The organism is Lentzea sp. HUAS TT2, assembly GCF_051853195.1.
Classification (GTDB): Bacteria; Actinomycetota; Actinomycetes; order Mycobacteriales; family Pseudonocardiaceae; genus Lentzea.
Map to the genome: position 1 here is coordinate 3,207,518 of NZ_CP196667.1, position 20,317 is coordinate 3,227,834.

Annotated in this window: 24 protein-coding genes and 1 tRNA gene; 7 read left to right on the plus strand and 18 right to left on the minus strand. The window is 68.1% G+C overall.

Going from position 1 to position 20,317, the window contains the following annotated elements; genetic code table 11:
• Positions 1–39 precede the first annotated feature (39 nt).
• Positions 40–1,473: an alpha,alpha-trehalose-phosphate synthase (UDP-forming) gene (locus ACSHWB_RS16110; protein ID WP_360048692.1), complete on the minus strand. Its 1,434-nt coding sequence runs from the start codon at positions 1,471–1,473 to the stop codon at positions 40–42.
• Between the two features lie 69 nt (positions 1,474–1,542).
• On the minus strand, positions 1,543–2,970 hold the full coding sequence (locus ACSHWB_RS16115) for a threonine/serine ThrE exporter family protein (RefSeq protein WP_439662832.1): 1,428 nt from the start codon (positions 2,968–2,970) through the stop codon (positions 1,543–1,545).
• A 175-nt stretch (positions 2,971–3,145) separates the two neighbouring features.
• On the opposite strand from ACSHWB_RS16115, the gene ACSHWB_RS16120 reads away from it, so the two are divergent.
• From ACSHWB_RS16120 to ACSHWB_RS16130, 3 genes are all read left to right on the plus strand, one after another.
• Positions 3,146–3,218 (plus strand) — tRNA-Thr (locus ACSHWB_RS16120).
• Positions 3,219–3,321: 103 nt separating this feature from the next.
• Positions 3,322–4,236: a tyrosine-type recombinase/integrase gene (locus tag ACSHWB_RS16125; RefSeq protein WP_439662833.1), complete on the plus strand. Its 915-nt coding sequence runs from the start codon at positions 3,322–3,324 to the stop codon at positions 4,234–4,236.
• 49 nt (positions 4,237–4,285) lie between these two features.
• The gene (locus tag ACSHWB_RS16130; RefSeq protein WP_439662834.1) at positions 4,286–4,555 is read left to right on the plus strand and encodes a hypothetical protein; all 270 of its coding nucleotides are present in this window, start codon (positions 4,286–4,288) and stop codon (positions 4,553–4,555) included.
• Between the two features lie 54 nt (positions 4,556–4,609).
• On the opposite strand, the gene ACSHWB_RS16135 is transcribed toward ACSHWB_RS16130, so the two are convergent.
• Genes ACSHWB_RS16135 through ACSHWB_RS16150 form a run of 4 tightly spaced genes read right to left on the minus strand, consistent with a single transcriptional unit; the run spans position 4,610 to position 6,443 of the window.
• A complete protein-coding gene (locus ACSHWB_RS16135; RefSeq protein WP_439662835.1) occupies positions 4,610–4,810 on the minus strand; it encodes a DUF397 domain-containing protein in 201 nt (66 codons plus the stop codon).
• Positions 4,811–5,689, minus strand: a complete 879-nt coding sequence (locus ACSHWB_RS16140; protein WP_439662836.1) for a helix-turn-helix domain-containing protein — start codon at positions 5,687–5,689, stop codon at positions 4,811–4,813. It abuts the gene before it with no gap.
• A gap of 17 nt (positions 5,690–5,706) precedes the next feature.
• Positions 5,707–6,231, minus strand: coding sequence for a DUF6879 family protein (locus ACSHWB_RS16145; protein WP_439662837.1), 525 nt, complete (start codon positions 6,229–6,231; stop codon positions 5,707–5,709).
• Entirely contained in the window at positions 6,231–6,443 is a 213-nt protein-coding gene (locus ACSHWB_RS16150) for a hypothetical protein (RefSeq protein ID WP_439662838.1), read from the minus strand. The genes ACSHWB_RS16145 and ACSHWB_RS16150 overlap by 1 nt, the downstream gene beginning before the upstream one ends.
• A gap of 1,172 nt (positions 6,444–7,615) precedes the next feature.
• Between ACSHWB_RS16150 and ACSHWB_RS16155 the strand changes: the two genes are divergently transcribed.
• From ACSHWB_RS16155 to ACSHWB_RS16165, 3 genes are all read left to right on the plus strand, one after another.
• Positions 7,616–8,728 carry a radical SAM protein gene (locus ACSHWB_RS16155; RefSeq protein WP_439662839.1) on the plus strand — a complete coding sequence of 371 codons (1,113 nt, stop codon included), beginning with the start codon at positions 7,616–7,618 and terminating at the stop codon, positions 8,726–8,728.
• Positions 8,729–8,734: 6 nt separating this feature from the next.
• Entirely contained in the window at positions 8,735–8,941 is a 207-nt protein-coding gene (locus tag ACSHWB_RS16160) for a hypothetical protein (RefSeq protein WP_439662840.1), read from the plus strand.
• Positions 8,942–9,049: 108 nt separating this feature from the next.
• Positions 9,050–9,859 carry a phosphotransferase family protein gene (locus tag ACSHWB_RS16165; protein WP_439662841.1) on the plus strand — a complete coding sequence of 270 codons (810 nt, stop codon included), beginning with the start codon at positions 9,050–9,052 and terminating at the stop codon, positions 9,857–9,859.
• Between the two features lie 53 nt (positions 9,860–9,912).
• On the opposite strand, the gene ACSHWB_RS16170 is transcribed toward ACSHWB_RS16165, so the two are convergent.
• From ACSHWB_RS16170 to ACSHWB_RS16205, 8 genes are all read right to left on the minus strand, one after another.
• Positions 9,913–10,179: a hypothetical protein gene (locus ACSHWB_RS16170; RefSeq protein ID WP_439662842.1), complete on the minus strand. Its 267-nt coding sequence runs from the start codon at positions 10,177–10,179 to the stop codon at positions 9,913–9,915.
• 58 nt (positions 10,180–10,237) lie between these two features.
• The gene (locus tag ACSHWB_RS16175; protein WP_439662843.1) at positions 10,238–10,375 is read right to left on the minus strand and encodes a hypothetical protein; all 138 of its coding nucleotides are present in this window, start codon (positions 10,373–10,375) and stop codon (positions 10,238–10,240) included.
• Positions 10,372–11,055 carry a peptidoglycan-binding domain-containing protein gene (locus ACSHWB_RS16180; protein ID WP_439662844.1) on the minus strand — a complete coding sequence of 228 codons (684 nt, stop codon included), beginning with the start codon at positions 11,053–11,055 and terminating at the stop codon, positions 10,372–10,374. The genes ACSHWB_RS16175 and ACSHWB_RS16180 overlap by 4 nt, the downstream gene beginning before the upstream one ends.
• 2 nt (positions 11,056–11,057) lie before the next feature.
• Entirely contained in the window at positions 11,058–11,198 is a 141-nt protein-coding gene (locus ACSHWB_RS16185) for a hypothetical protein (protein WP_439662845.1), read from the minus strand.
• A gap of 84 nt (positions 11,199–11,282) precedes the next feature.
• Complete coding sequence (locus ACSHWB_RS16190) at positions 11,283–11,855, minus strand: hypothetical protein (RefSeq protein ID WP_439662846.1); 573 nt, start codon at positions 11,853–11,855, stop codon at positions 11,283–11,285.
• On the minus strand, positions 11,856–15,119 hold the full coding sequence (locus ACSHWB_RS16195; protein WP_439662847.1) for a hypothetical protein: 3,264 nt from the start codon (positions 15,117–15,119) through the stop codon (positions 11,856–11,858). It abuts the gene before it with no gap.
• Positions 15,116–15,970: a hypothetical protein gene (locus tag ACSHWB_RS16200; protein WP_439662848.1), complete on the minus strand. Its 855-nt coding sequence runs from the start codon at positions 15,968–15,970 to the stop codon at positions 15,116–15,118. The genes ACSHWB_RS16195 and ACSHWB_RS16200 overlap by 4 nt, the downstream gene beginning before the upstream one ends.
• Positions 15,971–15,986: 16 nt before the next feature.
• Positions 15,987–18,236, minus strand: coding sequence for a phage tail protein (locus ACSHWB_RS16205; protein WP_439662849.1), 2,250 nt, complete (start codon positions 18,234–18,236; stop codon positions 15,987–15,989).
• Between the two features lie 57 nt (positions 18,237–18,293).
• On the opposite strand from ACSHWB_RS16205, the gene ACSHWB_RS16210 reads away from it, so the two are divergent.
• Entirely contained in the window at positions 18,294–18,470 is a 177-nt protein-coding gene (locus ACSHWB_RS16210; protein ID WP_439662850.1) for a hypothetical protein, read from the plus strand.
• Here ACSHWB_RS16210 and ACSHWB_RS16215 read toward each other — a convergent pair.
• From ACSHWB_RS16215 to ACSHWB_RS16230, 4 genes are read right to left on the minus strand one after another with little or no spacing between them, the layout of a single operon-like run.
• On the minus strand, positions 18,467–18,964 hold the full coding sequence (locus tag ACSHWB_RS16215) for a DUF7426 family protein (RefSeq protein WP_439662851.1): 498 nt from the start codon (positions 18,962–18,964) through the stop codon (positions 18,467–18,469). The genes ACSHWB_RS16210 and ACSHWB_RS16215 overlap by 4 nt on opposite strands.
• Positions 18,964–19,479, minus strand: coding sequence for a phage tail tube protein (locus tag ACSHWB_RS16220; RefSeq protein ID WP_439662852.1), 516 nt, complete (start codon positions 19,477–19,479; stop codon positions 18,964–18,966). The genes ACSHWB_RS16215 and ACSHWB_RS16220 overlap by 1 nt, the downstream gene beginning before the upstream one ends.
• Positions 19,480–19,490: 11 nt before the next feature.
• A complete protein-coding gene (locus tag ACSHWB_RS16225) occupies positions 19,491–19,925 on the minus strand; it encodes a minor capsid protein (RefSeq protein ID WP_439662853.1) in 435 nt (144 codons plus the stop codon).
• Complete coding sequence (locus tag ACSHWB_RS16230) at positions 19,922–20,290, minus strand: hypothetical protein (protein ID WP_439662854.1); 369 nt, start codon at positions 20,288–20,290, stop codon at positions 19,922–19,924. Before ACSHWB_RS16230 ends, ACSHWB_RS16225 begins: the two co-directional genes overlap by 4 nt.
• Positions 20,291–20,317: the final 27 nt, after the last annotated feature.

A 20,317-nucleotide genomic window follows, 5' to 3' on the forward strand; every position in this document is an offset into this window, starting at 1 on the left:
TCCTGGAGCACTCGATGGGTCAGTGGGATCTGAAAGGATTCAGACCGAGGTCTGCGTGCCCAACGCCTCCAGGAACGACCTTGCCCAGCGATCAACGTCGTGGGTGAGGACTTGGCGGCGCAGCGCGCGCATCCTACGGCGGCCTTCAGCAGGATCGATGTCGAGGGCGGCCTGCAGAGCGTTCTTGACACCGTCCAGATCATGGGGGTTCACCAGGAACGCACTGGTCAGTTCTGCGGCAGCGCCGGCGAACTCGCTGAGCACCAGAGCTCCACCAAGATCATATCGGCAGGCCACGTACTCCTTGCACACGAGGTTCATTCCGTCCCGAACGGGCGTGACGACCATGACGTCCGCCGCGCTCATGAACGCGACGAGCTCCTCGCGGTTCACCGACTGGTGCAGGTAGTGCACGACGGGTTTGCCGACCCGCCCGAACTCGCCGTTGATCCGGCCGACGGACTGCTCGATGTCCTTGCGCATCGTCACGTAGTGGTCCACGCGCTCCCGGCTGGGGGTCGCGAGCTGCACCATCGCGACGTCCTCCGGGTCCAGGCGCCCGTCCGCGATCAGCTCGTACAGAGCGCGGATCCTGACGTCGATGCCCTTCGTGTAGTCGAGACGGTCCACGCCCAGCAGGATGCGCTTGGGGTTGCCCAGGTCCGCTCGAATCTGCTTCGCGCGGGCCTGCGTCTCCTTGCGCCGGGCGACCGCGTCGAGCCCCGCGCTGTCGATCGAGATGGGGAACGCGCCGACGCGCACGGTGCGGTCGCCGACCTGCACGACACCTGGCCGGGTCCTGACACCCACGGTGCCGCGGCTCGGCTCCAGGCCGACGAGTCGGCGGGCCAGCCAGAGGAAGTTCTGCGCGCCGCCGGGCCGGTGGAAGCCCACCAGGTCGGCGCCGAGCAGGCCGCGGATGATCTCCGTGCGCCACGGGAGCTGCATGAACAGCTCGACCGGCGGGAACGGGATGTGCAGGAAGAAGCCGATCTTGAGGTCGGGCCGCTGCTCGCGCAGCATCGCCGGGACGAGCTGCAACTGGTAGTCCTGCACCCACACCGTCGCGCCCTGGGCGGCGACCTTCGCCGTCGCGTCGGCGAAGCGCTGGTTGACCTTCACGTAGGCGTTCCACCAGTGCCGGTGGAACGCGGGCTGCGCCACGACGTCGTGGTAGAGCGGCCAGAGCGTGCCGTTGGAGAAGCCCTCGTAGTAGTCCTCGACCTCCTTGGCCGACAGCTCCACGGGGTGCAGCAGCAGGCCGTCGTCCTCGAACGGCGGCACCTCGGTGTCCGCGACGCCGGGCCAGCCGACCCAGGCGCCGCTGTGTGAGCGGAGGAACGGTTCGAGCGCGCTGACGAGACCGCCAGGGCTGTGTTTCCACCGCTCGGTTCCGTCGGGCAAGCGCTCCAGGTCAACCGGCAGCCGGTTGGCCACGACTACGAATTCCGCCCCGTTCTCGCCAATGTCCATACTCACGGATCTGAGGCTAGTGCGGACGCGTGCTGTCGGCGTGCCGTGTAACCCCCGTCACAGCGAGTTTCACTCCAAACGACGCTTGGTGGGTTTGAGCGGCCCGGACATGCGTGGACCTGCGAACTTGCGCTCCAGACGGCCCAGTCCGGTGCGCACGGGCTGGGCCAGGTACTCGCCGAACACGACACCTCCGGCCAGAGCGAGAGCAATACCACTCGCGAACACGAGAGTGCTCAAACCGGCCGGATCGCCCTCGGCGGTGAGCTGGAACAGGCCCCGGTAGGTGGTCCAGCCGGGCAGCAGCGGGACGACGCCTGCCTGCACGACGACGAGCGTCGGGATGCGCAGCCGGCGGGTCATCGTCGCGCCGCCGAACCCGGTGATCGCGGCGGCCACGGCGGAACTGAGCAGCGCGTCCAGCCCGAGGCTCGTCATGAGGCCGTAGGCGGCCGTGCCGATCGCGCCGGAGATGGCGGCGGCGACGAGCGCGCGGGGCCGGGCGTAACAGGCGAGCGCGAAGAACGCGCTCGTCGCCGCGCCGGCCGCGAACTGCATCGGCACCGCGGAGATCAGCGCGGGCAACGGGTCGCTGAGCCGGATGTCCAGTCCGAAGTGGACGGCCGCGCGGATCGCCAGCGCTACACCCGCGATCAGGCCCGCGCTGAGCAGCACCGTCTCGACCGTGCGGCCCGCGGCGGTGACGTTGTAGCCGGAGATCGCGTCCTGCACGGTGCTCACCAGCGCGAGCCCGGACAGCAGCACGACGATCCCGACGGCGACGAGCAGGCTCGGCCGCACGGGCAGCAACCCGGTCGAGTAGATGGCCAGCGCCGCACCCGTGCCGAGCGCACCGCCGACGAGTTGCTGGAAGAAGAACGGCAGGTTCCGGCGGTTGAGCAACCGCCCGACCCGGTCGACCACGGCGGTGATGACCGCGGCGGTGAGTGCGAGAACCAGTCCGCCGCCTACGAGGAACGCGACCGCGGCGGCCATTCCGCCCCACGCGGCAGTGGCGACCCAACGGGGATATGGGTGCTTTGCGTTCGTGATGTCTTCGAGCCGTGCGTGCGCTTCCTCGATAGGCCCGAGATTGCGCACGAGGTGTTCGACGTCCGCGAGTCGCGTGTAGTCGAGACCGCGCTGCCGGACGACGCGGATCGAGGTGATCGGCAACGCCTCTGTGCCGCGGTGACAGGACACGCTGATAGAGGTGTAGATCACGTCGACTTCGGTGTGCGGAAGTCCGTAGCTCTCGGTGACCGAGAGAATCGTGGCTGTCACATCGGCCGCACCGGCCCCGCTGGCCATTTGGACCTCACCGATCTTCAGGGCGAGATCGAGTACCAGGTGAACCGTGGTGTCATCGGGAAGAGCGGGGCCGTGCAGGCTGTTCGTGGAAATCTCAGGCACCTCCGTCGTGTGATCGTGACAGGCTCTTCGACTGTTGCTGTGTCGTCTGCCACCTCCGATCGGGCGACCCGAAAAGGAGGACATGATCACTGTCCGTTGGTTACCCTCCTGACCTGGTCAAGGCGGTCACTCCGACGCATTGATCCACTCGGTTGGTTGGTCTGACTCCGGTCGGAGCAATCCGATCACACTGAGAGCAGACCGTTCGCCGCAGGTAGCACCCGCAACGGGCGCTTACGATGTTCGCGAACACGAGCCGGCCGGCGTAGCTCAATTGGCAGAGCACTCGCCTTGTAAGCGAAAGGTTAGGGGTTCGATTCCCCTCGCCGGCTCTTCTTGCTCCCTGACCAGCAACGACGGCTGGTCAGGGAGCACCCTCGCTCAAGGCGGTTCCAAGCACAGCGCTCAGTGACACTCCGCTTGGAGGCTTTGAGCGTGGCTAAGTCGATCGTCTTCCCCGCTGGTGGCTGGGGACTGCACGCGCGTGGGTGGCACCGTGCACTGAAGGCTCAGAACAAGTCGGACAACACGATCCGTATCTACATCTACGCGGTGCGTCAGCTTGCGGAGTGGGCCTACTCGCAAGGCGAGCCGTTCGAGGCTGACGAGACCACGCCGGACCACATCAACCAATTCATCGCGGCCCTGATCGAGAAGACGTCGGCGCCGAACGGGCACACCAACTACCGAGCCCTGCGGACCTTCTTCAAGTGGATGGTCGACTCCGAAGAGGAGATGGACCGTTCGCCGATGGATCGCACGAAGGCGCCTGACCTGCCTGAGAAGCCCGTGCCGATCGTCACCGACGGAGGCGTGACGAAGCTGCTCGACGTCTGCAAGGGCAAGGACTTCGAATCGGTCCGAGATACCGCAATCATCCGCCTGTACTTCGATACGGCGGCCCGCCTTTCCGAAGCGGTGATCAACCTCGACGACCTCGACCTCGATGTCGACGTGATTCGCGTGCTCGGCAAGGGACGTAGGCAGCGTTCGATCCCGTTCGGTCCCAAGACCGGCACAGCGATCACCCGCTACCTGAAGGCACGAGCCAAGCACAAGCACGCGGGCAAGCCGGAACTTTGGCTCGGCTTGCGCGGGCCGATGACTGCGGACGGGATCAAACAAATGATCAAACGGCGCGGTCAGCAGGCTGGAGTCGAGAACATGTTCGCGCATCGGCTGCGGCACACGTTCGCGCACACTTGGCAGCTCAAGGGCGGAAACGAAACGGACCTCATGAGGATTATGGGGTGGAAGTCGGATCAAATGCTGCGACGCTACGGAGCCAGTGCGGCAGACGAGCGGGCGCACTCGTCGCACCGCTCGATGGGGCTCGGCGATCGGGTCTAGCCGAAAGTAGTGAGCTACCCAGGTGACACAGGTGCGCTGTGCTGGTGCAGTGAGTGATGAACTGACACCAGCGCAGCGCACTTTGCGCGCCAAGCTCGGCGCATACGCGTCATGGGCCAACACGACAAACCGTACGGCCCGTACCGACGCAGCCCGGAAGGCGGCTAAGAACCGGTTTCGGGTCCTGGCGGACCCTGACGGCGTGCTGCCGCCTGAGATGGTCGAGGAGCGCGCACAGGCTCTTGAACGCGAGCACTACACCCGGATGGCCTTCCTCAGCGCGAAATCGCGCCAGAGGGGCTCTCGGACCGACCCGTGATGACGTTTGGTCGATGAAGCGAACCGCCGAGCCTCGACGAACTCGGCGGACGCATCAGATGGTGGTGACTTCGTGCTCCGCGACGCTGGGGGATGCGAGGAAGCCGGCCCAGGCAGAACGACTGAACGGCACCCGGCCCGACTCTGGGGCCGTCGAGTCACGCACGAACACACCTGAGGAACCGAACCCGACCTCGACGCACGCCTCAGGGCTCCCGCCGCTGTAGCTCGACTTTTTGTACTGCACACGGTCCATTTAGCTGGTTACCTCCTGTGGCGAGACGCTGACAGCCGTGGCGGCGGCTGCTGCGGCTTCCGAGCAACGAACGAGGATCTTGCGAGCCTCGTCGCCTTCCGCCGCCACGGTCCACAACTCATCCATAAGACGGTTGTAGGTCTCGATGTCGGAGGGTGTCTCGGTGTTGATCTCCGTGTCGACGGTCTCGATCAGCACCCGCTCGCCGACGATCCAGAAGCCATTAGGCGGCACGACCGGAAGGCGAGTACCCAACGGGATGATCCCGAACCGTGGACGAAGACCGAGCAACGCGAGCAATCGGTCGATCTGCGCGACCATCACGGTCGGTGGGCAAACGTAGTAGAGCAGAGCCGACTCGCAGATGAGTAGCTCGATCTCTTTCGCGTTGTCGTACAGAGCGTGCTGCCGTTCCATGCGGATGCTGAGTGCCTCTTCAGTGTCGATCGGCACTTGCTGGAACGCGGCGGCGGTGTCGAAAACGTGGCGCGCATATTCGGCGATCTGCACGAGTCCCGGCACGATGACCAACTCGAACACTCGGATGCGCCTCGCCGACGCCTCGACGTGCTTGCTGTAGGTCTGCCTGGCGCTGTGTCCCTTACGAAGCTGGGTTTTCCATGACGCCTCGTCCATGACGATGCCGCGCAGCCACGAGCGCATGTGCTCGACCTCAGAAGCCGATGCCCCCGCCCCGGTCATCCAGGTGAGGACATCGGCGTCAGTGGGAGGTTGCCGCTTGTTCTCGATCTTCGAGACCTTTGTCGCACCCCAACCGAGCCGAGCGGCGAAGTCCTTGCCGTTCAGCTTGGCGACTTCAACCCGCACTCGCTTAAGTTCGTCGGCGAACTCGGCGCGGCGCTCCTCTGGCGTGCTCACGGGCTCCTCGTGGGTGGCTAGGTCTTGACGAAATCCTCGTACGAGACTGCCTCGGCGCAAGCAATCTTGCGCCATTGCTCGTACCGCGCCACCGTAGCGGGTTCGGTCACGATCTCCGCGCCTACGAGGCCTTGTGCCCCGTAGTGGAGTACTGCGACCTTCACCCGATCGAAGATCCAAAAGTCGTGCGTAGGCAGCCCGAGGCGCGACGCCGCAGCCTGCGTGAGCAGCCAGATTTCTTCTCCAGCCGCGAGGTTGGCCGGAGTCACCTCCATCTGCCAACGCAGGTACTCCGTCAACGGCTCCGTGAGCATCCGGACCCGTTGGAACACCTTGCCGCTCTCGGTTGCAGCCCGGATGTCGTTGAGCCAGGGGCGCAGCCAGTCGAGGTCTTCGAGAACAGGGACACCGTCCCGCCACCGCTGCCAGGGCTCGACTTCATCAGGCTGGTTGTAGGTCCCCTGCGCCTCCCAACGCCACGCCGAACTGTTGAACTCGCGAAACAGGGCGCTGAACGCCTCGCCGCTGATCAGGTCAGGCATCACACACCCTGAGGGGCGAACTTCAGCAACTCGACCGGGATCTCGACGAGCATCTCCCCGTCAGGCAGCCCGCCCTCGCGTGCTTGAGCCATCGCGATGGCCTCGGGGTCAGTGACGACGTACCCCTGCACGACGGCAGTACCGCGGTCAGTCAGGAACAAGGTCGGGCAGGACCCGCTGTTGCTGGTCGTGCCGAGGAACTCCAGTTTCATGCTTCCTCCAGAGATTGCGCGCTTGCTTGCATCTTGTTGCGCAATCTCTCCCAGAGTCAACGCCACACCGAGTGACCTCGTGCTTTGGTTGCTGCTCTCTGTAGTCGACGGGTAAGCCAACCGGGGCAAGTATGCGCAAGATTGCTCGGATTGCTTGCACTCGGCCGTCAGGTTCGGGATGGTGAGCAAGCGGAACCGGCGACGGGAACACGGACGCGGTCGCCGGTTCCGCTTCCACCGACGCAGTGGCCTGCGCCGGCAGTGACGCACGCCAAGCGAAGGAAATCGCGGTGACTTCGAACGGAAGTGTCGGACGCCTCCGGGCTGTCGGCTTCGACGTCTTGCCCATGCTTGATCGCGACGGTGTCGACCACGCGTTGCAGTTCTGGCGCTGGGACCCGAACCGGCAGTACCTCGACGTTGTGGCCGTCTTTCACGATGACTACGCGGTTGCGACGCGCCTGCCTCCACAGCGGGTGTGGGACAACCCCTTTATGCCGACAGGCGGGGGGCCTGTCCGCCCTACGCCATTCGAACCGCTCGTCGCTGCGTTCGAACAGCGCTTCCTGTGGACCCCTCCAGCCGATCGCCTGAGGTAGCGGCAGAGATGAAACCCCAACTACGCAAGGAGATTCGACGTGTTCGGTGATGCTCTGCTCTTTACCGCTGTGTACGTGCTCGGCGTGTTGTCGGTGGCTGCACTCGTTCTTTGGTGGGTCGTCACCGGGGCGTACGGGCGACATGCCGGGGCAAGCAAAGGGACTGTTTCGGTCGGAGCCCTGGAAGACCGGATGAGGGCCGAGGTACAGGTGTTGGTCGATACGACTCGGCCGATCTCTCCAGAGCGGCCGTTCCCGAGGCTGCCTGAGCCGCCGCGAGAACCTCCGGCGTCGGTGTGGACGCTGCCTGAACTGGTTGCGGCGTAGAGCATGGCTGCCAAGCTCCGCGCTGCTGACGATCGCTGGCATAGCGCGTCAATTCGCACCGGTGATCTGCACCGAGCACGGTCGATCGCTGGTCGAGTGGTCACCCCGTTGTGTGATCGCGAGCCATTCGTACCAACCGTCTCGCCGAAAGTGCCGACCGATCCAGAACATGCGTGTCCCGACTGCGTTGCAGCTCAACGTGATTGAGGCGCATGGGACTCCTGACGCCCACGATGGGGGACGTTGATGCACACGCTCATCGCGAGTCCGTTTCTGACTGACTTCGTTGTGGTGAAACCGGACGACCAGGGGGCCGTCCAAATCGGCTCCGAACTGTTCGACCAGCTGCTCGTCGAGTCGGCGCGTCCGGACGCCTCGTGTCCGCAGTGGCTCGTCGACGCCGCACGTAAGCGCTGGGACCTCGATCTCACCAACGAGCCGCTCCCGCAGGTGGTCAAGGTGCGTGAGCCGTCGCCGCTCGGGTACGGCCGTGCCTCTTACGAGGTGAATCTCGGGTGCAACTACGAGTGCCCGCACTGCTACCTCGGAACGAAGACATTCGAGGGGCTTGCCTGGCCGGAGCGTGAGCAGATGCTGCACACGGTCCGTGACTCCGGGGCGCTGTGGTTCCAGATCACCGGCGGCGAGCCGACGGTCGACAAGCTGTTCCCGCAGGTCTACAAGACCGCATGGGACTTCGGGATGATGATCACCCTGTCGACGAATGGTTCTGCTCTGCACGCCTCGCCGATCCTCGATCTGCTCACCGAAAGGCGTCCCTACCGGATCACCGTCAGCGTCTACGGCGCGAGCGCCAGTGTGTACGACGACGTCACTCAACGGTCCGGTTCGCACGCGAAGTTCACGAAGGGCATCGAGGCGGCACGCGCGCACGGGCTGCCGTTGCGATTCAACCTCGTGATGACGGATCGGAACGCGCACGAACTCGACGAGATGAAGGCGTTCGCCGAGGACCTCGGCGTGCCCTATCACGTGTACTCGAACATCTCGCCCACTATCTACGGGGGCGCGGAAACGTTGCCGTCGCAGTCATCCGAGTTTCTGCGCACTCGCAAGCCGTTCACCGGATGCGGTGCTGGACACACGCATTTCCACGTGGACCCGTTCGGCCGGGCGAGCATTTGCAAGGTCGGCCGCGACGCACAGTTCTCGCTCGTCGAGCACGGCCTCGATGCGCTGCGCCAACTTGCCGGGGTCGCCGATTCGCTGATGGGGCGTACAGGTGGCTGCTCGGGGTGCAAGTTGTCGGGGAGCTGCTTCACGTGCCGCCCTCTGGCAAAGCTGTACCAGAAGGCGAACGCCCCCCTTGAGCGCTACTGCCAACACGGGGGGAGGTGATTTCACATGTCCGTGGTGATGCTGGAACTGCTGCCTCCCTCGGCTGCTCCCGACCGAGAGGTCGACGAGACGCAGGAGGAGACGGACGCGGCGGCGCAGATGACCGTCGCGCCACGCATCGCACCCGACGCTGTCGTGATGCTCGACGACGTCGAGGCGCTCGGCGCCTTCGCGCGCTGCAACTGCGAGGCATCGGACGACAACCCGTACTGATCGGGTAGTCGCCAAATCGGGTGGCCGGACGCGCATCGCGTCCGGCCACCTTTGTCATGTCGGCTAGCCTCGCTCCCGTTCAGGGGCGGACGACGATGGTTGAGGATCATGCAAGAACGCATCGAGTGGGACAGCCTGGCCGCCGGTCTGCGCGACGCGATCGGCGAGCAGGTCGGGCAGATCACGGCGGCACGGACACTGTCACAGGGGATGAATTCCGCTCTCGCCGCAGTGCTGGAGACCTCTAGCGGGCAGGTGTTCGTGAAGGGAATCCGGACCGATCATTCCGGAGTCGTTGCGCAGCAACGGGAAGCGACGATCAACCCGTACGTTCAGCCACTGGCCCCCGCCCTGTTGTGGCGACTCGATGACGCCGAGGGCTGGGACGTGCTCGCGTTCGAGTTCGTCGAGGGCCATCACCCGAACTACTCCCCTGGCTCGACGGACCTCCTTGCCGTCCTAGCGGCGGTGGACACCCTGGCCGCGCTTCCGGTGCCGGACCTCCCGCTGAAGGACGCGCGCCAACGGTGGCGCGGCTACCTCGACGACGCCGAGGCCGAGCTGCTCGGCGGCGAGACGTTGCTGCACACCGACTACAACCCGGACAACATCCTGATCACCGCTGACGGCACAGCCCGGATGGTCGATTGGGCCTGGCCGACGCGTGGCGCCGCATGGATCGACCCGTGCTGTCTCGCCCTTCGGCTGATCGCTGCCGGGCACACCGCCGCGCAGGCCGAGCAGCTCGTGAGCCGCACGCGCGCGTGGGCGTCTGCGCCCCGCACTGCGGTCGGCGTGTTCGCTCGCGCCAACGTCGACATGTGGACGGACATCGCGACCAGCGACCCGCAGCCGTGGAAACAGCAGATGGCAGACGCGGCTCGCCAGTGGGCAGACGGACTGCTCGCCTCGGCCTGACCCCACCTACGAGAAGAACGCCCCGCGCCTGTGAAGGCGCGGGGCGTTCGTCGTTACGGGGTCTCGTGCTTCCCGTGGTAGCTCGGTGGCTGTGCGGAGCCGAGCAGGATGCGGGTCAGCCAGTCGGGCAGGCTCGCCTCGATCTTCCGCAGTAACGGGTACACGACGCCGAGGACGATCGGCAGGACGACGAGGTTGGTCGCGTTGCCGAGTGCGTTGCTGAGGTAGGCCGGTGCGCCGATGCTCACCAGGCCGGTGATGAGCGCGGCCCAGGCGCCGGGGACGACGGTGCGAAGCCAGGCGATGACGGTGTCGGACATGGTCCTCCTGTAGGGGGTGGGGTTTGCCGAGCGCGAACGTGAGCTCGGTGGTTTCGGGTCAGTCGCGGTGTGCGAGTTCTTCCTCGGCGGCGCGGATCAGTTCCTCGATCTCGCCGACGCGGCGCCAGGCGTGCGCGCCGAGCAGTACGAGGGCCAAGCCGAGCGCGGCGAAGGCCGCGGTGCGCATGGCGGTCATCCGCCGAGCAGGCGGCGCCAGGTCGCCGGCCCGACGACACCGTCGACAGCGAGGCCGGCGCGGCCCTGCATGTAGCGCACGCGAGCGTCGGTGAGCGGCCCGAAATCGCCGTCGACGCCGAGCGCGGGCAGGGTCGGGTACCAGGCGTTGAGGATGCGCTGCACTTCGCTCACGGCGGGACCGGTCGAGCCTCGGCGGATCGTCGGACGCTGACCGGGTGCCGGCGGCGTCGGAGCACTACCGCCACCGCCGAGGACCTGCTGTACGCGCTGCGCGGTGAGGGTGCGCGCGGAGTTCCACGAGAGTTCGACGTGCAGGTGATCGTGGTGCGGGTGCGTGCCGTTGTACGGGCGCCACCCGGCGTTGGGGTAGGAGCCGGACCAGATGCGCCGGTTGTAGATGACGCACTGCACGCCCAGCTCGGCCGAGCTGTTGATCAGCTTGTCGGCGAGCACCTGCGCCCATCCGGCGCCGACGGGCACGCCGAGGTCGGTCGCACGGCCCTCGCCGTGCAGGCTGGTCGTGTTGCTGCCGGGGATGGTCGCGCAGTTGTAGATGCCGAGGTTGTAGCCGCCCTGTGCGCGGTAGGCGCCGAGGAACCACGACATGAGCGCCTGTGCGCCGCTGGTGGGTCCGCCGGTGCAGGACTTCGCTCCCTCGTATCCGACGTAGATGCCCATGCTCAGGCCTCCTCGGTGGCGGGGGTGGCGTCGGCGAACGGCTCGACGTAGTCGGGGTGCGTCGGGTCGGTGATCGGGTCGGGCGTGAGGTCGGGGGCGTCGGGGCCGACGACGTCGCCGGTGTCGGGGGTCGGTGCGGTCATGCGTTCCTCTCCGGTCGGGACTGCGGATGGGCGCGCGACATCGGCCGGCGCACGGATGTGCGGCGGTTGGTCGGCGGGTTCGGGTTAGGTGGCGGTGTGCAGGCTCGGCGCGAGCTGCCGGCGCACGATGTCGCGGTCGACGTCGATGTGTGCGGCGTCGGCGAGCACGCGGACGCGCAGCTCGGCGAGGCCGAGGTCGTCGACGATGGTCACGGTGGCGCGAATGGCGTCGATCTCGTCGGCGCGCATCCGGCGGGCCTTGGCGGTGAGGTCGTCGACGTCGGTCTCGGCCTGCTCGATCTCTTGCGTGATCTTGGCTCGCAGGTCGTCGGTGATCTCGGTGTCGGTGCCGACGGTGGCGCCGCCGAGGTGCGCTCGCGCGTACAGGGCGAACACGCGGGCCTGCTGCGCCTCGGCGGCTGTGTAGAGCGAGGCCTCGATCGTGCCCGGCGGGAGCGGCTCGCCCCGGTAGCCGTGCAGGCGCCAGTCGAGCACGAGCAGCGGGTCGTCGACGCCGTACAGCTCCAGGTCGGCGGCGATGGCCGAGCGGGGCAGCACGTACAGCTCGATCCCGAGGTCGGTTCGCTGTGTGATCCGGTAGGACGGGCCGAGGCCCGGTTCGTCGGTGATCTCGGTGCCGATGATCTCGACGCGCATTCAGGCACTCCTCACGGCTAGCCAATGGATGTCGATCTCGGCGCCGCGAGACCAGTTGAACTGAAAGCCCCGGTTGTCGTAGCGGCTGACTCCCCAGGTGACGCCGTCCTGCGGCGCGCCGGTGATCAGCGAGCAGTGCGGGACTGGGCTGCCGAGGGTGATCGTTGCGCCGTAGTCGATCCGCACGGAGAACGCGCCGGGCGCGATGTGGAGGAGACCGACGCCGATCATGCGCGTGGCGGACATGCCTCGGGGCATCACGCCGTCGATGAACAGCTTTCCGCCGCCCTCGGCGTTCAGGCTCGCCGAGGCGTTCGCGTCGCCGAACTGCTTGCCCAGGAACCAAGAGCCGCCCTTGCGCATGATCAGGTCGACGCGGCCCGAGCTGTTGCCGGTCTGCTCGGCGGACAGCGCCCACAGGGTGCCGTCTTCACGTGCGTGCACGGTGGGCTCGAACCCCGGCGTCCCGGACAGGCCGGTGAAGTGGATGCCGGGGTAGCCGCCGAACGCGCTCGACGTGACGATCGCCCGGACACCGCTCGTTCCGGTGCGCAGGGTGCCGGCGATGTCGGCGGCGCCGGTGGCCCCGGAAATCTCGACGGTGCGAGTGCCCGCGGAGTTCCATGCGTGAATGCCGTCCTCGTCGAGCTGCACGCGCGGGTCGTCGTCCGAGGTGCGGATCGTGGCGCCGGTGATGGTCTTGCCGTCGATAGCGTCGGCGGCGAGCTTGCCGGCGGTGATGGCCCCGGCGCGGATGGCTCCGGCGGTGATCGAGCCGACGGCGAGCTGATCGGCGGTGATGCTGTTGGCGACGATCTTGTCGCCGTAGATCGGTTTGCCGACGAGGTCGGGCGGCACGAGCGGGCGCGTGCTGATCGTCGCCGGGTCGGACGCGGCCGAGGTGTTGCCGCTGCGGTCGGCGGCGATGAGGTGGAAGCGGCGGCCCTGGTTGTACGGCTGGTCGGTGACGACGATGCCGCCGGCACCTTCCAACTGCCCGACCCTCACCGGGGCGGTGACGGCCGGCGGGGTGACGGTGAGCTGCCCGACGGAGGACTGCCGCCACTCCAGGTAGACCCCGGCGGCCGTGCCGTCCAGCTCGGCGACCTCGGACTCGGTGAGCGTGGCGGTGTGCACGGAGGCACCGTTGACGAACACCTCAACGGCACGGCCGCGCACCGCCAGGGCGAGCGTGAGCGAGTCGAGCGTCGTCCCGGCGGGCAGCGTCAGCGGCACCTCGCGGTTGCTGGTCGCGGCGTCGATGTAGAGCATGAGCGCGGTGTCACTGTTGCGGCGCCCCAGCACGTACACGGCGCGTTCCCTGTACGGCCACTCCTGCGAAGGTCCGGGCGCGTACCGGGCGTAGACCCCGGCGCGGTACTCCGGTCCCAGGCGGAGATCAGCGGCGGTGACCGTGTAGTCACGGGCGCCGGTGTCGCGCGTGGCCACCAGGTCCGAGCCGCCGGTGACGGTCAACCTGTTGCCCGCCAACGAGTATCCGGGAGTGCCACCGCTCGACGATTGCAGGACCGTCCACAACGCGGGGTCGAGCTTGTTGTCGCTGTAGGACCAGGTGTCCGTCCACAGTGGGGCGTCGCTGCTCGGCTGCATCCACACGTCGACGTGCGCGAAGTCGGGCGGCATGACCTCGCCGGCGGCGCCCTTGCCGTCCCAGTCGACATGGATCACGCCGAGCCTGGTCGACAGGCGTGGTACCGACGGCCGAGGTGGTGCCTCGGCGTCGGCGGCGATGGTGACGGCGTAGGTGTTCGACCACGGGCCGATGACGCCGGCGCGGCTGACAGCGCGGACCTTGAACGCCCATTCGGTGTCGACGTCGTAGGGCGAGCTGGTCGCCGTGTTGTCGGGGTGCTGGGTGTCGGTGAGCTTGGACCAGGTGAGCCCGGCGACGTTCGGGCGCTGGTACAGCTCGTAGCCGGCGACCTCGATCGCCGTGCCGTCGGTGGCCTTGTCGACGGTGCCCCACGTGGCGGTGATCTGGCCGCGCGCGGCGCCGTCGGAATCGAGGTAGGCCGAGGTCGAGACGATCAGCCCGGCCGGTGCGGCGGGGTCGCGCGGGTCCGGGCCTTCCGGCGCTGGTCGGGTGCCCGAGCCGCCGCTCGCGGTCGAGCCTCCGACGATGCCCGCGGTGCGCTTGGCGAGCCTGAGCTCACGTTCGAGGAACCGGTCGTTCAAGACGAGGTTGCCGCCGAGCGTGCCCGCCTGGTCGCGGGTGAGGGTGATCTGCCGGACCCGCAGCGACGCGAGCGAGCCGCCGTCGCCGGGCGCGAGCACATAGTCGCCGGGCCGGTAATCCCGCAGTGGCAACCACTTCGCGGCGTCGAACGACACGGCGCGGGTGATCTGCACGCGTTCGCGGCCGGTGCGGTCGAGTTCGGCCTGCGCGAGCAGCCGCATGGTGCCCTCGTCGCGCACACCGCCTTGGGTAATGAAGCTTTCCCAACGGCCCCAAGGGGTTGGGGCATTGGGGTTGGTGAGTTCGAGCCGGGCGGTGCCCTCGCCTTTGACGTAGACGGCGCTCGCGAGGCCCTCGAACGTGCCCTCGTCGGGTGCGTCGGTGACGTCGCGGCCGAGGCGCAGGTCGACCGGGGCGTCGCCGGCGGCGAGGTCGCGGGCGAGCACGGTGTCGGCGTTGAACATCCGCAGCGTGCGGCCGTTCATGACCCAGTCGACGACGCCCTGCTCGGCCAGGTTGTCCAGCACGGCGAGCACGTCGATACCAGGCTCGTAGGCGATGGTGAGCACCTTCGCCCACGGCTGCCCGGCGCTGTCGGTGCTCGGCGTGAAGTCGACCGCGAGACCGGGCAGCACGCCACGGGCCTTGGCCTCGGCGAGCAGCGTCGCGACGACGGCGCCCGCCGTGGCGGAGGCAAACGGGCGCTTGCCCTCGGCGTTGTCGTGCTGGGAGGGGAACAACCGGGCCTTGCGCAGCATCCACGCGTAGGCGGGCAGCTCGAACGACCGCGTCCCGGTCGGATCGACCGCGTTGCCCGTGCGTTTGATGCGCAGGAATCGCCCGCCGAGGATCTCCGACCAACCTCCTGCAGAAGGGTCGTAGGCCTCGACGGCGACCTCGATTGGGTTCGCGAGCAGGGCGGCGCCGGGTGCGCCGAGCGCGTAGGACAGCCGCAGCGAGCCGACGTCGTCGAGCGGCACGGCCACATCGAGCGAGAGAGGCGTCGGCAGCACGCCGAGACGCGGACCGTTCGGCGTGTGCGCAACAAGCCGCACGTCGAAGCTCACAGGTACGCCTTCCTCGCTCGCAGCTCGACGAGCGTTGCCTCGGTGGTGCCTGTGCCCTCGATGAGCACCTGCACACCACGGTCGTGTGCCGATGTCACCGGCCGAGGCGTGAGCGCGAGGAACCGCGAGCTGGAGCCGGGGCCACCGGTGACGACGCGTCCGGTCGCGTTCGCTTCGGTGCCGTCGAAGGACACCGACGGTGCTTCGTGCGCGTCCATCCGTCCGCAGTGCACCCGCAGCGCCCGGCCGGTCGGCAGGGCGCCGGGGTAGCCGACCCATCCGCCGGTGGCGGTGTCGGTGAGGCGCAGGTCGGTGATGGGGCCGATGATCCGCAGGACGGCGTCGAGGACAGGCGCGGTCGCTCCGTCGAGGATGTCCACGCGTTGAACTGCGCCGATCGTGCGCGTGGTCCAGGCGGACGCCGTCGAATCGCGCCAGTACACGCCGGGCACGCGCAGCACCACGGCGAGCCGGGCGCGAGCGGCGCCGATCCACACCTGCGGTTCGGACGCGGTGAGCACCGCGGCCTCGGCGGCGACCTCGGCCACGCCCGGCGCAGCGCGATACCGGACGTCGAGCAACCGGTGCCGCACCCCGAACAGCGCATACAGGGCTTGCAGGTTGGCGTCGAGGCCGGCGGCGCCACGGTCGACGCCGTCCGGGCCGACACCGTGCACGCCAAGGTGCAGGCCGATCGTGGTCGCCTCGACGTCCTCGCCGAGGATCGGCAGGACACCCGGACGACCGGGCACGGCCACGGACGCGGCCCGCACACCGGGCAGCGGGCGGACCTGCGTCCCGGTGAGCAGCTTCCAACAGCCAGCGGGGTGATCGAGCGGGACGCCGTCCACTGTGTACGTCGCCAGGTCAGATCACCCCCAGCGCACCCGCGTACTGCAATGACCGGTTGACCGTGGTCGAGGTCGGTTCGGCCTGCGGGTAGTGGTTGGTCACGTGCACCACCGGACCGGCGGCGCGGCGGCCGTCGAACGGGTCCAGCGACCCCGAGCCCGGACCGGTGGGCGTCGCGAGCCGAGGCGCCGGGATGACGACCTTGGGAATCGGCGGAAGTGCCGCCATGTCAAGGAAAGCGCGGTCCACCGCACTCGACATGCGGGCCAGACCAACGACGAGTCCCTCGCCGACGTGCACGCCTGCCTCGGCGGCCAGGCGCGACGGCGAGCGGATGCCGAAGAAGTCCAGCACCGACCCCCACGCCGATTTGACCATCCCGAGCAGCTTGTCGCGGATGGCGCCCGCCATCGACGAGAAGCCGCCGAGCAGGCCTCGGATGATGTTCACGCCGGTGTCGTGCAGCAGCCGACCAAGATCGCCGAGCGCGCCGAGGACGCGCTGCGGGATGCCCCGCAGCCAGTCGACCGCCTCGGACCACTTCTGAACGATCCAGTCCTTGACCTGCCCGAACCACGCACCCACCTTGCCGGGCAACGAACCCAGCCAGCCGACCGCGTCGAGCACCCACTGCACCGCGAGCCGGACCCCGGCAACGATGGTGTCCCAGTGCTTGATGATCAGGCCCGGAAGGCTCCAGTTGAGGAACAGCCACAGCAGGTAGTCGACGGCCGTCTGTACCGCGTTGACGATCCATTCCCACGCGGTGCGTCCGGCGGACACCAGCCAGTCCCAGGCGACACCGACGGCCTGCACGATCGTGTCCCAGTTGGTCACGATCAGCACGACCAGAGCGATCGTGGCCGCGACCAGCAGCGCCCACGGGTTGATCATCATGAGCACGTTCAGCACGCGCACGGCGACGCCGACGACCTGAAACGCTTGTGCCGCAGCGTAAAGCCCGATTGCCAGCGGTCCGAGCCACACCATGTTTTCCGAGAGGAACGTCGCCAGGTCCAGCAGCAACGGCGTAGCGACGATCAGCGCTGCGGTCAGCACCGAACCGAGCTGCGTCGCGAGCTGCGCGAAACCGGGCACCAGCGCGACGACCACCGGCGCCAACTGCCGCAGCGCGGTCATCACCACGCCGGTGACTACGCCCGACACGGTGCCCAGCAGCGACGCGAGAGACGCGAGCGCCTGCTGCCCCTCGAACGACTCCAGAAACCCGCGCACCATGCCCGTGACCCGCGTCAGAGTGTCGAGCAGGCTCGCCCCGCCGGTGTCCAACGCGCCGTAGACGGCCCGCACGATGCCGAACAGGTTGCCGAACACGTCGCCGAGCTGATCCAAAGTGGACATACCGGCGCCGATCCACTCGCCGAGCCGCCCGCTTTCCCTTGCCGCGCTGACGAATTCGGCGGCCGACTGCGTGGCCGAGCCGAACCCTTCGGTCATGCCCGGCAGGAACGTCGTACCGACGGCGACCAGGTCGAGCAGGATCGACACGAGCGGCTGCACCACGGTCGTGGTGTTGCCGATCGACGTCCGGACCTGCCCGAAGATCCCCGAGACGGTCTGAACCTGGTTGGCCTCGGCGAGGAACCCGGCCGTCCCGCGCGCGGCGGTGTTGAACTCCGCGGTGATGCCCGAGAGCCCGGATTTCAGCACCGGCAGGTAGCCGCCGCCGAGCGCCCGCACGTCGTCGGCCAGGCCGTCGAACAGGTTCTCTTGCGTCTCCTGCTTGACGGCCTTCCACGCCGGCGCGAGGTCGCGCACGGCGAGCGCGGTCGAGCGTGCCGCCGGCGAGAGCTTGTCGAGGCTCTGCGCGAACTTCTCCGGGTCGTCCATCGACGACATGGCGTCGCCGAACCCGTCCATACCGACCTTGGCGGCGAACATGCCGACACCGACCGCGACACCGACCGCCGGCAGAAGCGCCAGGGCACCGCCGAGCGAGGCCACGATCGGCACGACCCCGTGCACGACCGACGACGCCGTCGCCACGTTGGACATGGACAGCGCGAGGCGCCCGAACGAGGCGCCCGCCCGGTTGCCAACGTCCTCAACCTTGTCGGCGTACTCGCGCAACCGGCCCAGGCCGGCACCGAACCCCTTGCCCGAGGCCTCGCCCTCGGCGACGAACCGCCCGCGCAGGTCGCGCAACCTGCCGTTGGCGTCGCGGCTGAACTTGTCGAGGTCGCCTCGGCTCTGGGCCAGGCCCCGGTTCCAGCCGCTTCCGTCGATCTTGAGGAACCCGACCAACTCGCCGATGGTGAGCGCCAGGGGGCATCACCCCCGACGGCTGATCAGCGCCTACCGGTGGCGCGGCTGTCGTTCAGGGGGTGCGAACGCGCGGGCGAGCCTCGACTCGCAGGACAGCAGCCCGGCAACGCGGACACGCAGCCACCGCCACGACCGGGCGGCGAGAATGCCGGACTCGACGTCGACGCCGTAGACCTCGTGCAGGTCAGCCTCGACGAGCTGCCAGCGTTCTAGGACTTCCGCCCACGTGTGGCCGTCGCCTTCGTCGTGGTCGAGCGGGTCCGGGTCGTACCACTCGCGGAGCCCTGTCGCCGGGTCGATCGGTCCGCCGCTCGACGCGTCGCCCGATTCCCGGCCGTCTGGTTTGGGGAGCCTGCCGCGTTCCAGTACGCCTCTGCGGTCTCCCGGTTGAACGCGGCATCGAGCCACGCCGTCATGCCGGCCACCTTCAACACGGGCCACGGCACCCGGTCGGCGAGCATCTCCTCGTAGACCGGGCCGAGCGCCCGCTCGAACAGATCGGCCTCGTCGTCATCGTTGAGAGCGACCTCGTTCGGGTTGAACGGCTCGCCCGCCTCGGCGGCTTTCGCGGCCTGCGCCGCCACGGCGGCGAGCCGCTGAAACCGCAGACCGGTCTCGGCGTCCACCGGCGGCACGACGTAGGTCTTTCCCTTGTAGGGCAACGACAAATCAGCGTCGAGCACCTCGGACAGATCAACGAACGCCATCAGGCGACCTCCTTGCCTGACTCGGCGACGCTCGCGCCCGCCGGGTTGGTTGCGGGGTTGGGGATCTCCACCGGGGGACCCTGGCCGTTCAACGTGAAGTTGAACGGCTCAAGGTCGGTCTTGCCGCCGCCCTTGGTGAAGCCGGACACTGTGGCGGTGCCCTCGTTGGCGTCGGGTGAGCCGTCCTTGCGGTACCAGCGAACGTGCAGGTTCGCGGCGAACCCGACGACGCGCGCGGCCTTGCGGACGGCCTCCTGTCCAGGGTCCGGGGTGAATACCTGCGCGTCGGTGCGCTTGCGCTTGCCCTCGGCCTCGATCGACCAGGTTCGTTGCGTTACAACGGAACTACCCCAGCCGTCATCGTCGAACGAGCCGTCGTCTTCGGTGTTGTCGTCGGTGGTCTCGGTGAAGCTGGTCAAGCCACCGATGCGCGTCCACTGCGGCGCGGTCGCACCGGCGGTGCGGGTATCGACTTCAAGCGTCCAATCCTTTGCCAGCAAAGAACGTAGAGCCACTAGGCGGCCTCCTAGCTACGGTGTCGTGTGGGCCTGTGGGCGGTGAGTTGGTAGGTGTCGGCGTGCTCGTAACGGCCGGACTGGTCGCGACTCATCGGCACCGACGAGGTGCGCATCGCGAAGTGGACCAGGGCGCCGCCGAGGTCGAGGTGCGTCGCGCCGTGCAGCAGGTCGAACACGTCATCGAGCCGGTCGAGGACCTCGCGCGGGTCCGCTCCGCCGCTGCGGGCACGGACTTGCAGGCCGAGCACACTGTCGGCCTGGTCGACGTCGTCGACGAGGGGATACGGGGAGAGCACCAGGACGCGCGCCGGCGTGGCGGGAACGGTGCCGATGACGATCCCGACCTCGTCGTCGCGGTAGATACCGGTCGGGCGGTAGGCGGCGATGCCCGCGGCCGCGAGATGCTCGGCGAGCCCGTGCGCGAGAGTGCGCGTCCAGCTCACGTGCCGAGCGCCTTGCGTATCTGCGCCTGCACCAGACGGGCGACGAGATCGGCCTCGGACACGAGTGCGCGTTCGAGGTACTTCGGTCCGCCGGTGCGGTGGTGGTAATCGAGTTCCTCGTGCTGCCTTGCGGCGTAAGGGGTGTCGTAGGAAACGGCGGCGGTGAGCATGTCGGGGTCGTGGCTCGCCGTCGCCGAGTTCCGCAGCGCAGCCGTGTCCAGCGGCGCCAGGTCCACCGACACACCGCGCACGTGCTCGGCGCCGAGCGCCAGGCCGCGCGCGGCGCCCTGCCGGGTCTGCTCGGTGACGGCCGCGCCGTTCCACTCGACGCGGACCCCACCGTTCCCGCTGATTTCGACCGCCACGCCCACCCCCGTTTCAAAGTGAAAGCG

What these genes read in the sequence shown, in the direction of transcription:
- ACSHWB_RS16115 (WP_439662832.1), bottom strand. Translation starts at nt 2,970, where the DNA reads ATGTCCTCCTTTTCGGGTCGCCCGATCGGAGGTGGCAGACGACACAGC.
- ACSHWB_RS16160 (WP_439662840.1), top strand. Translation starts at nt 8,735, where the DNA reads ATGTCCGTGGTGATGCTGGAACTGCTGCCTCCCTCGGCTGCTCCCGAC.
- ACSHWB_RS16150 (WP_439662838.1), bottom strand. Translation starts at nt 6,443, where the DNA reads ATGAAACTGGAGTTCCTCGGCACGACCAGCAACAGCGGGTCCTGCCCG.
- ACSHWB_RS16145 (WP_439662837.1), bottom strand. Translation starts at nt 6,231, where the DNA reads ATGCCTGACCTGATCAGCGGCGAGGCGTTCAGCGCCCTGTTTCGCGAG.
- ACSHWB_RS16155 (WP_439662839.1), top strand. Translation starts at nt 7,616, where the DNA reads ATGCACACGCTCATCGCGAGTCCGTTTCTGACTGACTTCGTTGTGGTG.
- ACSHWB_RS16165 (WP_439662841.1), top strand. Translation starts at nt 9,050, where the DNA reads ATGCAAGAACGCATCGAGTGGGACAGCCTGGCCGCCGGTCTGCGCGAC.
- ACSHWB_RS16180 (WP_439662844.1), bottom strand. Translation starts at nt 11,055, where the DNA reads ATGGGCATCTACGTCGGATACGAGGGAGCGAAGTCCTGCACCGGCGGA.
- ACSHWB_RS16215 (WP_439662851.1), bottom strand. Translation starts at nt 18,964, where the DNA reads ATGGCGTTCGTTGATCTGTCCGAGGTGCTCGACGCTGATTTGTCGTTG.
- ACSHWB_RS16170 (WP_439662842.1), bottom strand. Translation starts at nt 10,179, where the DNA reads ATGTCCGACACCGTCATCGCCTGGCTTCGCACCGTCGTCCCCGGCGCC.
- ACSHWB_RS16135 (WP_439662835.1), bottom strand. Translation starts at nt 4,810, where the DNA reads ATGGACCGTGTGCAGTACAAAAAGTCGAGCTACAGCGGCGGGAGCCCT.
- ACSHWB_RS16110 (WP_360048692.1), bottom strand. Translation starts at nt 1,473, where the DNA reads ATGGACATTGGCGAGAACGGGGCGGAATTCGTAGTCGTGGCCAACCGG.
- ACSHWB_RS16175 (WP_439662843.1), bottom strand. Translation starts at nt 10,375, where the DNA reads ATGACCGCCATGCGCACCGCGGCCTTCGCCGCGCTCGGCTTGGCCCTC.
- ACSHWB_RS16185 (WP_439662845.1), bottom strand. Translation starts at nt 11,198, where the DNA reads ATGACCGCACCGACCCCCGACACCGGCGACGTCGTCGGCCCCGACGCC.
- ACSHWB_RS16190 (WP_439662846.1), bottom strand. Translation starts at nt 11,855, where the DNA reads ATGCGCGTCGAGATCATCGGCACCGAGATCACCGACGAACCGGGCCTC.